12 protein-coding genes are annotated in these 12,813 nt (G+C 61.7%); all 12 read left to right on the top strand.

Annotated elements, in window-relative coordinates:
* Window positions 1-795, top strand: a 795-nt coding sequence (locus HXS66_RS16665; protein WP_176504113.1) for a UDP-glucose/GDP-mannose dehydrogenase family protein, incomplete at its 5' end; no start/stop codon positions are given.
* Window positions 792-1,934: a glycosyltransferase family 4 protein gene (locus HXS66_RS16660; protein WP_077374646.1), complete on the top strand. Its 1,143-nt coding sequence runs from the start codon at window positions 792-794 to the stop codon at window positions 1,932-1,934. The genes HXS66_RS16665 and HXS66_RS16660, both read left to right, overlap by 4 nt.
* A gap of 155 nt (window positions 1,935-2,089) precedes the next feature.
* Entirely contained in the window at window positions 2,090-2,602 is a 513-nt protein-coding gene (locus tag HXS66_RS16655; RefSeq protein ID WP_176504112.1) for a DUF2489 domain-containing protein, read from the top strand.
* 111 nt (window positions 2,603-2,713) lie between these two features.
* Window positions 2,714-3,868 carry an amidohydrolase gene (locus tag HXS66_RS16650; RefSeq protein ID WP_176504111.1) on the top strand — a complete coding sequence of 385 codons (1,155 nt, stop codon included), beginning with the start codon at window positions 2,714-2,716 and terminating at the stop codon, window positions 3,866-3,868.
* Window positions 3,869-4,146: 278 nt separating this feature from the next.
* Window positions 4,147-5,022: an OmpA family protein gene (locus tag HXS66_RS16645; protein ID WP_065392602.1), complete on the top strand. Its 876-nt coding sequence runs from the start codon at window positions 4,147-4,149 to the stop codon at window positions 5,020-5,022.
* Between the two features lie 346 nt (window positions 5,023-5,368).
* Window positions 5,369-7,267 carry a threonine--tRNA ligase gene (gene thrS, locus HXS66_RS16640; RefSeq protein WP_084208127.1) on the top strand — a complete coding sequence of 633 codons (1,899 nt, stop codon included), beginning with the start codon at window positions 5,369-5,371 and terminating at the stop codon, window positions 7,265-7,267.
* A 34-nt stretch (window positions 7,268-7,301) separates the two neighbouring features.
* Window positions 7,302-7,841: a translation initiation factor IF-3 gene (gene infC, locus HXS66_RS16635; protein ID WP_077374638.1), complete on the top strand. Its 540-nt coding sequence runs from the start codon at window positions 7,302-7,304 to the stop codon at window positions 7,839-7,841.
* A gap of 100 nt (window positions 7,842-7,941) precedes the next feature.
* Window positions 7,942-8,136, top strand: coding sequence for a 50S ribosomal protein L35 (gene rpmI / locus HXS66_RS16630; protein ID WP_043335648.1), 195 nt, complete (start codon window positions 7,942-7,944; stop codon window positions 8,134-8,136).
* Between the two features lie 45 nt (window positions 8,137-8,181).
* On the top strand, window positions 8,182-8,535 hold the full coding sequence (gene rplT, locus HXS66_RS16625; protein WP_043335644.1) for a 50S ribosomal protein L20: 354 nt from the start codon (window positions 8,182-8,184) through the stop codon (window positions 8,533-8,535).
* A gap of 358 nt (window positions 8,536-8,893) precedes the next feature.
* Complete coding sequence (gene pheS / locus HXS66_RS16620; protein WP_084208128.1) at window positions 8,894-9,913, top strand: phenylalanine--tRNA ligase subunit alpha; 1,020 nt, start codon at window positions 8,894-8,896, stop codon at window positions 9,911-9,913.
* A 56-nt stretch (window positions 9,914-9,969) separates the two neighbouring features.
* On the top strand, window positions 9,970-12,354 hold the full coding sequence (gene pheT, locus HXS66_RS16615) for a phenylalanine--tRNA ligase subunit beta (RefSeq protein WP_176504110.1): 2,385 nt from the start codon (window positions 9,970-9,972) through the stop codon (window positions 12,352-12,354).
* Window positions 12,355-12,380: 26 nt separating this feature from the next.
* Window positions 12,381-12,743, top strand: a complete 363-nt coding sequence (gene ihfA, locus HXS66_RS16610; RefSeq protein WP_103751403.1) for an integration host factor subunit alpha — start codon at window positions 12,381-12,383, stop codon at window positions 12,741-12,743.
* Window positions 12,744-12,813 lie beyond the last annotated feature (70 nt).

The raw sequence follows: 12,813 nt of genomic DNA, 5'->3' as shown, positions 1-12,813 counted from the left end.
TGCTACGCCCCCTACAACCGCAACCATGAAAAGCTGATGTTCATGGATGTGCGCGCCGCCGAGCTGACCAAGTACGCCGCCAACGCGATGCTGGCCACCAAGATCAGCTTCATGAACGAGATCTCCAACCTGGCCGAGCGTCTCGGGGCGGATATCGAGGAAGTGCGTCGCGGGATCGGCAGTGACCCGCGCATCGGCTACCACTTCATCTACCCGGGCTGTGGCTACGGTGGCTCCTGCTTCCCGAAGGATGTCCAGGCACTGGCACGTACCGCCAGTCAGGTAGGCTATGAGGCCGAGCTGCTCACCGCGGTGGAATCCGTCAACAAGCGCCAGAAGGTCACGCTGTTCGAGAAGCTGTCACGTGCCTTCGATGGGGATCTCGCCGGCAAGACCATCGCCGTCTGGGGGCTGGCCTTCAAGCCGAACACCGATGACATGCGCGACGCGCCGAGCCGCACGCTGATGGAAGCGCTGTGGGCGGCGGGTGCCAAGGTGCAGGCCTATGACCCGGAAGCGATGAAGGAATGCCGTCGTATCTACGGTGAGCGCGATGACCTGGTGCTGGTCGCGGATCGCATCCAGGCGGTCAAGGGCGCGGATGCGCTGGTGGTGTGCACCGAGTGGAAGGAATTTCGCACGCTGGATGGCGAGTGGTTGAAGCAGCAGCTGGCCTTCCCGGTGGTGGTGGATGGCCGCAACCTCTTCGAGCCGTCCGCCATGAAGTCTGCCGGCCTGATGTATTACGCGGTCGGCCGTGGTGATTCCATGCATCAAGCCCCGGAGGCCTCGTGAGCGCGGGTCTCGCGAGGTCAGAAAAGCTGGCCGCGATTGCCATTCGTCAGGTCGAGAAGAGCACCGGTGCCAGTCGCAACGCCTTCGAGCAGGCGGACGCCCTGACCGCGCTGGGGTATCGCGTGGTGATTCTCGCCGAACGTGGCAAGCCTGAGCTGGCGCGGGAGCATGGCGCGGAGCTGGTGCGTCTGTGGCGCTGGCCGTTCAAGGGGGCCTATCGGCGCTTCTGGTTCAATCGTCGGGTTCAGGCATGGGCCCGTCGCCACACGCCGGACCTGCTGGTCAGCCATGGGGATTGCGAGAGCCCGGATACCGTCTATCTGCACAACTGCGTGCATCTGGCGTCACAGTGCATCCATGGCCGTGATCTGCCTGAGAATCATGAAGTGGCCGCGATCCATGATCACGTGCTCAACGGTGGCAAGTTCCGTCAGGTGGCGGTCAATTCGCGCATGATGGGCGATGATCTCGTCGAGCGCTACGCGATCTCGCCGGACAAGATCGAGATCAGCTACCCGGGCTATGACCCGGTGCAGTTCACGCCCGAGCGTGCACGTGCCGGCCGTGAAGCCCAGCGTGAGGCGCTTGGCGTCAGTGGGGAAGAGCAGTTGATCGGGCTGGTGACCTCAGGGAACTTCACCAAGCGCAATGTGGCCGGATTCGTCGCCATGGCCGCGCTGATGGAGCAGGCCAGCCCCGGACGTTATCGTTTTCTGGTGGTGGGCAAGGATGATGCCGCGCCCTACCAGCAGCAGGCACAGGTGGCCGGCGTGGCTGAGCGCATGATCTGGCGTTCGACCATCGCCGAGGTCGAAACGCTCTATGGTGCGCTGGATCTGTTCGTTCTGCCGGCACATATCGAGGAATTCGGACGCGTCGCGCTGGAAGCCATGGCCTGTGGTACGCCGGTACTGCTCAATGCGCGTGTCGGCTCGGCCGAGTTGCTCGACGATCACCCCTCGCTGGTGATGGCCGCGCAATCCAGCCCGACGCAGTGGGCCGAGCGCTGTACCCATCTGCTGGAAAGCGACTCCGATGCGCTGAGCAGAACCCTGGCCGCACTTGCCACGGGCTACTCCCATCAGGCCCAGAACCTCAAGCTCAAGGCCAGTTTCGAGGCATTGATGGCGGGACGCTGAGCGAATCACCTGCTGATCAGAAAGCCCTGTATCCCGCTGGATACGGGGCTTTTTTTCTGTCAGGCATTGCACGGGGGGCCCTGGGGCATCGCGCCGCCTTGGGTGTCCCGTCCGCAGTCCCTATACTCGTCACTTGATTTCGGCAGGAGAATCGCATGTCCCTGAGTACCAGCATCATTCTGATCGTCATTGCACTCATCATCATCGCCGGTCTGACGGCGTATGCGCTCAAGTTGCGCCGTGAGGTGAGGGAGCGCGAGGCGTTGCGTGCAGAGGAGTTGACGCGTGCACGCGCCAATTGCCTGGAGAGTCTTGAAGCGATTGCCCGTGCCATGCAGGCCGGCCAGGTGGACCTCGTGGAAGGGGGGCTGCGCTGCAAGGTGTTGATCGAGATACTGGATACCTCGCTGGCAGAGGATGACGTCCTGGGGGCCTTTGGCACCCTGCACGGGCGAGTGTCCCACCTGCATACCCACTCGGCACGCAAGGCACTGAGCCCGCGTGAGCGGCTGGCAGAGGACAAGGAGCGCATCGCCGTCGAGGAAGAGATGGCCAAGCCTCTTCAGCAGGCAGCGCAATGCGTGCTGGAAAGCATGCCGGTGTGGTATCGCGAGTACCTGGGACGTGAACGGCCCGTGGCACCGACGGATCTGGGTCAGGCGCTATAGCGGCATCGGGTGCTGCGCATGGGCGGGGAGAGCATTTGCTTCGGACCCGCGGGTCACGAGCCGCAGGGCATCGTGTGAATTCGGGTGGTATCAGGCCATTGAGAGGCTGGCATGAACAATACGCTCCCGCTGCTGGGAACTGAACTGATCGAGCTGCGCCATGCGCTGCATCGGGCACCGGAGCTGTCCGGGCAGGAGGAAGCTACCTCGGCCCTGATCGCCGGCTGGATGGAAGAGGCAGGCGCCGAGGTGGTCATGGGATTGGGGGGGCATGGTCTGGCGGCCATCTTCCGCGGTGCCGCGCCCGGCCCGCGGGTCATGTTGCGCTGTGAGCTCGATGCGTTGCCCATCGATGAGGTGCCACGGGGAGACTGGTCATCCTGTCACCAGCATGTCGGCCATCTCTGTGGTCACGATGGGCACATGACGTGGCTGCTGGGAGTGGCGCAGCGTCTGGCCAGGCGCCCGGTAGCCAGGGGCGAGGTGGTATTGCTGTTCCAGCCCGCCGAGGAGACCGGAGAGGGCGCGCGTGCGGTGGTACGCACCAAGGCCTTCGAGACCATCAAGCCGGATTTCCTCTATGCCTGCCACAATCTGCCGGGGCGGCCGCTGGGAGAGGTCAGCGTCCGTGATGACGCCTTCACCTGTGCCTCGCGGGGCATGATCGTGCGGCTTTCCGGACTGTGCGCCCACGCAGCCCATCCCGAGAATGGGCGCAGTCCCGCCATGGCCATGTGTCGCATCATGCAGGGACTCTCTCGTCTGCCGCTGCAGTTCGCGGACGAGACGGGGCTTGCCATGGTCACTCTGGTGCACGCGCGGCTTGGGGAGGTCGCCTTCGGCACCGCGCCGGGGGATGCCGAGGTGATGGCGACCCTGCGCACGGAAAGCAACGACATGATGAAGGCCCTCGCCGAGGCGGCGGTCTCATTGGCCCGCAGTGAGGCGGAAGAGGACCATCTCGGCATCGAGGTGGACTGGTGCGATGCCTTTGAGGCGACCTGGAATTCGGCTGAGGCGAACGCGGTGATTCGTCGCGTGGCGGCGCAGGTGGGGCAGCCCTGTCATGAGCTGGATCAGGCACATCGCTGGTCGGAAGATTTCGGAGTGCTGGGGCGAGAATGCCATGCCGCCATGTTCACGCTGGGGGCCGGTGAAGCGCTCCCGGGACTCCATCATCCCCGCTATGATTTCCCGGATGACCTGATCTTGCCGGGTGTCGCGCTCTTCGAGGGACTGGTGCGTCACCACCTGAACGGTGCATGAATCGTGACTTTTACAGCGTCTCTTAAATGATACAGGTAGTGTCAAAGTTTTTCGACGTTGCAAAAAACACTGTTTTCCTTCAACGTATGCATGAGGATCGGTACCGTTTTCAAGGGAAACAGACCCGATCAGAGCTGGAAGGACGCACTCAGATGTGCTTTCTTCTAAAGGGATGAGGTATATAAAATTCCTTTCACCGTAACGAGTTCGGCTCTTATACTCGGAGCCGCTGCGTAACACCCCGTTACAAATAGCGCTGTGTAAAGAAGGAGTCTTACATGAAAAGATCTACGACTGGCCTGGTTCTGGGGTCTGCATTGGTTGTTGGCCTGTCTGGCTGTGCAAGCTCTGCTTCCCAGTCCTCATCCGCTGAGAAGCCGTGGTACAGCCAGCCGTTCGTCTGCGGTCTGGCCGGTGGCCTGATCGGTGGGGGGATTGGTTACGGCGTCTCTGGCGACAGCGACGAAGACACCGGCGCTTCTCTGGGTGCCGTGGGCGGCGCGACTGCCGGTGCACTGCTGTGTGCTGACGACGCTCCGAAGTCCATGGACGACGACGGCGATGGCGTGCCGAACGATCGTGACGAATGCCCGGGTACTCCGGCAGGCGTCGCAGTCGATGCGAAAGGCTGCCCGCTGGACACCGACGGTGACGGCGTTGCTGACTACAAGGACCAGTGCCCGGGTACCCCGGCCGGCGTCACTGTTGACGCGAAAGGCTGCCCGCTGGATTCCGATGGTGACGGCGTGCCGGACTACCAGGACCAGTGCCCGAACACTCCGGCAGGTGCCAAGGTCAACGCCCTGGGCTGTGTCGCTGACCTCGTGCTGCGCGACGTGAACTTCGAGTTCGACTCCGCCAAGCTGACCTCCGGCGCTGAGCAAGTGCTGAACGGTGTGGCTGCCAAGCTGGTGTCCAACGAGAACGTTCGTGTCCGTATCGAAGGTCACACTGATTCCGTGGGTTCTGACTCCTACAACAAGCAGCTCTCCCAGAAGCGTGCTGACTCCGTCAAGGCGTACCTGGCCTCTGAAGGTGTCGGTTCCAACCGCATGGAAACCATGGGTTACGGTGAAGAGCAGCCGGTTGCCAGCAACGACACCGCTGCAGGTCGTGCTGAAAACCGTCGCGTCGAGCTTGCTGAAGTCAAGTAAGCCCATCGCGGTAAGCTGAATCAGACGGGGCGCCTTCGGGCGCCCCGTCTGCGTTTCCCCCCTTCAGGATCATGTACCAGCTCATGGGTGTGTCTTTACGCTATTTGAGTGGGCTGCTAAGGTCTTGTCTCGATCATGGGACATCGGTCCGTGCGTCCGTGATGTGTGGCCGGCGCGTCAGCGCTCTGCGCCATCACGGCAGCTTCCCCTGGCATCGTAGGCCGGGGACGGCAACCGTTCCGTCCATGATCCGTACCACCCCATCGAGCCGACGCCCCAGGCGCTCGGCTAAATTCGCTTCACGTGACCCTTGGTAAGGGCCACCACTGAATGCAAGGATTCCTTCATGCCTATCGTTACCCTGCCTGACGGCAGCCAGCGTACCTTCGATACTCCGATTTCCGTGATGCAGCTGGCCGAATCCATCGGTCCCGGCCTTGCCAAGGCGTGTGTCGCCGGCAAGATCAACGGCGTCGAAGTCGATGCCGCCGACATGATCACCGAAGATGCTGACGTCGCCATTCTCACGGCCCGTGATGCCGAAGGCCTGGACGTGATCCGTCACTCCTGCGCCCACTTGATCGGTCATGCCGTCAAGCAGCTCTATCCGGATGCCAAGATGGCCATCGGTCCGGTCATCGATGACGGTTTCTATTACGACATCGATTTCGGTCGCTCCGTGACGCCGGAAGACCTCGAGTCCATCGAGAAGCGCATGAAGCAGCTGATCGACAGCGAGTACGACGTGGTCCGCGAGTACGTCTCGCGTGACGAGGCCATGGCCGCTTTCGAGAAGCGTGAAGAGCCGTACAAGCAGGAAATCATCGAAGGCATCGGTGAGGGCGATACCATCCGCCTGTATCACCATGAAGAATACACCGACATGTGCCGTGGCCCGCACGTGCCGAACACGCGTCACCTGAAGCACTTCCAGCTGCTCAAGCTTGCAGGTGCCTACTGGCGTGGTGATTCCACCAAGCCGATGCTGACGCGTATCTATGGCACCGCCTGGCCGGACAAGAAGCAGCTCAAGGCCTACCTCAAGCGTCTCGAGGAAGCCGAGAAGCGCGACCACCGCAAGCTGGCCAAGAAGCTGGATCTCTTCCACATGCAGGAAGAGGCACCGGGCATGGTGTTTTGGCACCCGAATGGCTGGACCATGTATCAGGTGCTCGAGCAGTACATGCGCCGCATCCAGCGAGCCAACGGCTACCAGGAGATCAAGACGCCTCAGGTCGTCGATCTTTCGCTCTGGAAGAAGTCCGGGCACTGGGGGCATTACAATGAGCTGATGTTCACCACCGAGTCCGAGAAGCGTGAGTACGCCGTCAAGCCGATGAACTGCCCGTGCCACGTCCAGGTCTTCAATCAGGGGCTCAAGAGCTACCGCGACCTGCCGCTGCGTCTGGCCGAGTTCGGCTCCTGTCATCGCAACGAGCCTTCAGGCTCTCTGCATGGCCTGATGCGTGTGCGTGGTTTCACTCAGGACGATGCTCACATCTTCTGTACCGATGATCAGGTGCAGTCCGAGGCGGAAGACTTCATCCGACTGACGCTGGAAGTCTATCGTCAGTTCGGCTTCGAGGATGTCGAGCTCAAGCTCTCGACACGCCCCGAGTCGTTCATCGGTGAGCCGGAAGCCTGGGACAAGGCCGAGGCTGGCTTGCAGGCGGCACTAGATGCGACCGGCCTGCCGTGGGAGCTTCAGCCGGGCGAAGGCGCCTTCTATGGACCAAAGATTGAATTCTCCCTGCGAGATTGCCTGAATCGTGTCTGGCAATGTGGTACGCTACAGCTCGACTTCAATCTGCCTGAGCGTCTCAGTGCCCAGTTCGTCGATGAAAGCGGTGAGCGTCGCACTCCGGTCATGTTGCACCGTGCGATTCTCGGCTCCTTCGAGCGCTTCCTCGGCATACTGATCGAGCACCACGCTGGCGCGATGCCTTTCTGGCTCGCCCCGGAGCAGATTGTCGTGATGAACATCACGGATTCCCAGGCAGAATATGCCAAGGATCTGGTCTCTCGCCTCGAGAAACATGACATCCGTGTCAAAGCAGACTTGAGGAACGAGAAGATCGGCTTTAAAATCCGTGAGCATACTCTGCAGAAGGTTCCTTACCTCATCGTCGTCGGCGACAAGGAAGTGGAAGCTGATGCAGTAGCTGTCAGAACCCGTTCCGGTGAAGACCTCGGCACCATGAAAGTTTCAGAATTCATGGAACGCCTGAAGGAAGAACAGGTCTGACAGTAACGAATTTCAGCCAAACGGAGACGCAACGATCAAGCGGAATAATCAGCGCGGACGCCCCCAGGAAAAGCGGGCTCCCATCAATGACCGTATTCGTGCGGACGAAGTCCGCCTCATCGACGCAGATGGAGAGCAGGTCGGCGTAGTGCCGACGAAAGAAGCGCTCACCAAGGCCGAAGAGGCAGGGCTCGACCTCGTCCAGATTTCCAATGCCGATCCCATCGTCTGCAAGATCATGGATTACGGCAAGTTTCTTTTCGATGAGAAGAAACAGAAGAATCTTCAGAAGAAGAAGCAGAAGCAAATCCAGGTCAAGGAAGTCAAATTCCGTCCTGGTACCGATGAAGGCGATTATCAGGTCAAGCTGCGTAACCTGACTCGCTTCATCGAAGGCGGAGACAAGGGCAAGGTTACCTTGCGCTTCCGTGGTCGTGAAATGGCGCATCAGGACATCGGCCGCAAGCTGATGGAACGTATCGCCGGCGACCTCGGTGAACTCGTGACCGTCGAGTCCTTCCCGAAAATGGAAGGCCGTCAGATGATCATGATTCTCGCGCCGAAAAAGAAGTGATCCACAGGCAGTAGAACGGACACATCAGGGTCACGCTTGCGGGCGTGGCTCTTTTTGTCGGCCTTGGATTTTCTCAAGAAACCGAGCGGAGTTAATACTCATGCCGAAGATCAAGACTAACCGCGGCGCTGCCAAGCGCTTCAAGAAGACTGCCAACGGCTTCAAGCACAAGCAGTCCTTCCGTAGCCACATCCTGACCAAGAAGTCGACCAAGCGTAAGCGTCAGCTGCGTGGCATGAAGCAGGTTCACGCTGCAGACAAGGCGCTGATCCAGCGCATGCTGCCGAACCTGTAAGCCGTCCTTACCTCGGTCCAACTTTCTTAATATCAGGAGTACGCTATGTCCCGCGTCAAGCGTGGCGTCGTCGCACGTCGCCGTCACAAGAAGATCATGAAGCAGGCCAAGGGTTACTACGGAGCGCGTTCACGCGTCTTCCGCGTAGCCAAGCAGGCTGTCATCAAGGCTGGCCAGTACGCTTACCGTGACCGTCGTGTCCGCAAGCGTCAGTTCCGTGCCCTGTGGATCGCGCGTATCAACGCTGCGGCCCGCATCAATGGCATGTCTTACAGCCGCTTCATCGCTGGCCTGAAGAAGGCCAATATCGAGATCGACCGCAAGGTCCTCGCCGATATCGCGGTTCACGAAAAAGCTGCCTTTGCTGCCATCGTCGAGAAGGCCAAGGCTGCTCAGTAAGTGACCGGATCAGATGTCGCCCGGCACCGGCCAGCCACGCGAGTGGTGAGTCGAGGCGCGACTGTCGAATGCTTGCATTGGACAGCTCAGGTGGCATCGAGATGACGTGTTACGTCACAGGGGAAGAGCAGCCGCTCTTCCCCTGTTTTTGTTTGGTGTCTCCCTCGGATTTCGGGAGAGGTGCCAGCGCGAACATGAATGAGACTGGCCGCGGATCGGGCCGGACTCTGGCAAGGGCGCGACCGTCTGTGTGACTCACCGCGGACGGAGCGTTCTCCCTGCCGATCTTCGGGTCGGCGCGACTTCCATTGACGTGGGCTCTACCACGTCGATGACTCAAGCGATCGGAGCTGAACGGATGGAACATCTTTCCACCCTGGTGGACGAAGCACGCACCGCGATCCAGGCGGCCGGAGACGTCCAGACCCTCGATGAGGTGCGGGTACGCTTTCTGGGCAAGAAGGGCGAGATCACCGCGCTGCTCAAGGGGTTGGGCAAACTGTCCCCCGAAGAGCGTCCCAAGGCCGGTGAGACCATCAACGAAGCCAAGCAGCTGCTGAACGGCGAGCTGGAAGCGCGTCGTACCGCGCTGGAAACGGCAGCGCTCAATGCACGACTGGCTGCTGAACGCGTCGACGTCACCTTGCCAGGACGCGGCGAACCAGTGGGTGGCCTGCACCCGGTGACGCGCACGCTTGAGCGCATCGAGAGCTTCTTCGCGCACATCGGCTACGGGGTTGCCGAAGGCCCGGAGATCGAAGATGACCACCACAACTTCGAAGCGCTGAACATCCCGTCGCATCACCCGGCACGCGCGATGCACGATACGTTCTACTTCGACGCCACGCGTCTGCTGCGTACGCATACCTCGCCGGTGCAGGTGCGCAGCATGAAGGCCAGTGAACCGCCGCTGCGCATCGTCTGCCCGGGTCGTGTCTATCGCTGCGACTCTGACCTGACCCATACCCCGATGTTCCATCAGGTCGAGGGGCTGCTGGTAGATGAGAACGTCAGCTTCGCTGACCTCAAGGGCACCGTCGAAGAGTTCCTGCATGCCTTCTTCGAGCGCGATGATCTGGAAGTCCGTTTCCGTCCGTCCTACTTCCCGTTCACCGAGCCGTCTGCCGAAGTCGATATCCAGTGCGTGATGTGTGCCGGTGACGGCTGTCGTGTCTGCTCCCACACCGGCTGGCTCGAGGTGATGGGCTGCGGCATGGTGCATCCGGAAGTCTTCCGTCACTCCGGTATCGATAGCGAACGCTTCCGCGGCTTCGCCTTCGGTATGGGCGTGGAGCGTCTGGCGATGCTGCGTTATGGCGTCAATGACCTGCGGTTGTTCTTCGAGAATGACCTGCGTTTCCTTCGCCAGTTCAGCTAGGCACTCATTCACGTATCGCGCCGTGAGGGCGTGAACTTACGGAACAGGACAGCAAGATGAAATTTTCCGAACAGTGGCTGCGTGAGTGGGTGTCGCCGGAACTGAACACCCAGCAGCTGGCCGATCAGGTCACCATGGCCGGTCTGGAAGTCGATGGTATCGAGCCCGTCGCCGGTGAGTTCACCGGTGTTGTCGTGGCCGAGGTCAAGGACAAGCAACCGCATCCTGAGGCTGATCGCCTCAACGTCTGTCAGGTGGATGATGGCAGTGGTGAGCTGGTGCAGGTCGTGTGTGGCGCGCCGAATGTCGCCGCCGGTCAGAAGGTGCTCTTCGCCCAGGTCGGCGCGAAGCTTCCGGGTGACTTCAAGATTCGCAAGGCCAAGCTGCGCGGTGTCGAATCCCGCGGCATGATCTGCGGTGCCTCCGAGCTGGGGCTGGAGGCGGAAGCCTCCGACGGCATCATGGTGCTGGCCGCGGATGCGCCGGTGGGCCGTGATGCCCGTGACTTCCTGAACCTCGACGACAGCGCCATCGAGGTCGATCTGACTCCGAACCGCGGTGACTGCCTGAGCGTCAAGGGCCTGGCACGCGAAGTCGGTGTGCTCAATCGTCTTGCCGTCACGGCGCCGAGCATCGAGCCGGTCGCGGCCCAGATCGACGACACCTTCCCGGTCACCGTCAGTGCGCCGCAGGCCTGCCCGCGCTATCTGGGGCGTGTGGTGCGCGACGTCAATGTCGCCGCGACCACCCCGCTATGGCTCGAGGAGCGTCTGCGCCGCAGTGGTATCCGCAGCATCGACCCCGTCGTCGACGTCACCAACTACGTGCTGCTGGAGCTCGGTCAGCCGATGCACGCCTTCGATCTGGCGCGCCTGAACGGTGGCATCGAGGTGCGCATGGCGGCCGCTGAAGAGCCGCTGACGCTGCTCGACGGTCAGGAAGTCGCGCTACGTGACGACACCCTGGTCATCGCCGACGAGAAGGGCCCGCTGGCCATCGCTGGCGTGATGGGCGGCGAAGGCAGTGGCGTGAACGGCGAGACGCGCGACATCTTCTTCGAGTCGGCCTTCTTCGCGCCGTTGAGCGTGGCTGGCAAGGCGCGCAGCTATGGCCTGCACACCGACAGCTCGCATCGTTTCGAGCGGGGTGTGGACGCGCAGCTGCAGCGTGATGCCATCGAGCGGGCGACGGCTCTGCTGCTCGAGATCACCGGCGGCAAGCCGGGCCCGATCATCGAGGTCGCAAGCGACGCAGCGCTGCCCAAGGCCGCCGTCGTCAGCCTGAGCGGCGCCAGTGTCGAGCGCACGCTGGGCATGGCATTGCCGGATGCCGAGATCGTCGAGATTCTCGAGCGTCTGGGCATGCAGGTCGTGGCCGATGGCGAGAGCCAGTGGCAGGTGACGGTGCCGAGCTGGCGTTTCGATGTCAGCATCGAGGCTGACCTGATCGAGGAGCTGGCGCGCATCCACGGCTACAACAATCTGCCGGTCAGCCGCCCGAACGCGCGCCTGGCACCGGCCGTGGCCAATGAGACCACCCAGCCGCTGACCAGCCTGCGTCGTCAGCTGGTGGCGCGGGGCTATCAGGAAGCGATCAGCTACAGCTTCGTCGCCCCCGAGCTGCAGAAGACGCTGGACCCGCAAGGGGTGGCGCCGGCACTGGCCAACCCGATTTCCAGCGACATGGCCGTGATGCGCAGCTCGCTGCTGCCGGGGCTGGTCAAGGCACTGAGTCACAACCTCAATCGTCAGCAGTCGCGCGTGCGCCTGTTCGAGACCGGGCTTGTGTTCCGTGGTGAGCTGGACTCCCTCGAGCAGACACCGATGATCGGTGGCCTGATCACCGGCGCACGTCTGCCGGAAGGCTGGAATGGCGGTCGTGACAAGGTCGACTTCTTCGATCTCAAGGGCGATGTCGAGGCACTGCTGGCACTGGGTGGCAACCTGGATGCCTGGCGTTTCGAGGCTGCCGAGCATCCGGCGCTTCATCCGGGTCAGTCCGCTCAGCTGTTCTACAACGGCGAGCCGGCAGGCTGGATGGGGGCTTTGCACCCGGCGGCGCGTGCCGAACTCGGCCTGAAGGTCGAGGTGTTCGTGTTCGAGATCACGCTGGCCGCTGCCTGTGCGGGCCGTCTGCCGCGCTTTGCACCGCTCTCCAAGTATCCGGAAGTGCGTCGTGACCTGGCCTTCGTGGTCGAAGAGGGCGTGCACGTGCAGTCGCTGCTCGACGCCATCCGCTCGCAAGCCGGGGAATGGCTGACGGATCTGCGCCTGTTTGACGTCTATCAGGGCCAGGGGGTAGCCGATGGTCACAAGTCGCTCGCTCTGGGCTTGACCTGGCAGCATCCTTCGCGCACGCTGAATGATGAGGAAATCAATCAGTTAGTCGATGCGATCGTCGCCGATGGCCACACACGTTTCGGGGCGGCGCTGAGAGCATGAGTCGCCACTTGAACGAGGGAGCGGACATGGGAGCGTTGACCAAGGCGGAACTCGCCGAGCATCTCCATGCAGAGCTTGGCATGTCCAAGCGCGAAGCCAAGTCGATGGTCGAAGTCTTCTTCGATGAGATTCGTGGCTGCCTGCGTGAGAACGAACAGGTGAAGCTGTCCGGTTTCGGCAACTTCGATCTGCGTGACAAACGCGAGCGTCCGGGGCGCAATCCCAAGACAGGCGAGGAGATTCCGATCTCCGCGCGTCGCGTGGTGACCTTCCGTCCTGGCCAGAAACTCAAGGCTCGGGTGGATGAGTACGATGGCGAAGGCCATACCCATCAGCGCCTTGAGGAGCATGACGACCACGATGATCATCATGATGACGATGATCACTGAGGTCGCTGGTCGAAGCCGTTGCCGTTGAGCCATTGACAGCTTCGCCGCTCCTGTCGTTCGAGTGAAAAGC

Origin of the sequence: Cobetia sp. 5-11-6-3 (assembly GCF_013374055.1) — a bacterium.
Lineage (GTDB): Bacteria > Pseudomonadota > Gammaproteobacteria > Pseudomonadales > Halomonadaceae > Cobetia > Cobetia marina.
This window is presented reverse-complemented; position numbering and strand designations above follow the sequence as displayed.

Excerpts from the sequence above, each read along its gene's own strand:
- pheS (WP_084208128.1), top strand. The coding sequence starts at position 8,894 with ATGGAACATCTTTCCACCCTGGTGGACGAAGCACGCACCGCGATCCAG.
- rpmI (WP_043335648.1), top strand. The coding sequence starts at position 7,942 with ATGCCGAAGATCAAGACTAACCGCGGCGCTGCCAAGCGCTTCAAGAAG.
- HXS66_RS16645 (WP_065392602.1), top strand. The coding sequence starts at position 4,147 with ATGAAAAGATCTACGACTGGCCTGGTTCTGGGGTCTGCATTGGTTGTT.
- rplT (WP_043335644.1), top strand. The coding sequence starts at position 8,182 with ATGTCCCGCGTCAAGCGTGGCGTCGTCGCACGTCGCCGTCACAAGAAG.
- ihfA (WP_103751403.1), top strand. The coding sequence starts at position 12,381 with ATGGGAGCGTTGACCAAGGCGGAACTCGCCGAGCATCTCCATGCAGAG.
- HXS66_RS16655 (WP_176504112.1), top strand. The coding sequence starts at position 2,090 with ATGTCCCTGAGTACCAGCATCATTCTGATCGTCATTGCACTCATCATC.
- HXS66_RS16650 (WP_176504111.1), top strand. The coding sequence starts at position 2,714 with ATGAACAATACGCTCCCGCTGCTGGGAACTGAACTGATCGAGCTGCGC.
- pheT (WP_176504110.1), top strand. The coding sequence starts at position 9,970 with ATGAAATTTTCCGAACAGTGGCTGCGTGAGTGGGTGTCGCCGGAACTG.
- thrS (WP_084208127.1), top strand. The coding sequence starts at position 5,369 with ATGCCTATCGTTACCCTGCCTGACGGCAGCCAGCGTACCTTCGATACT.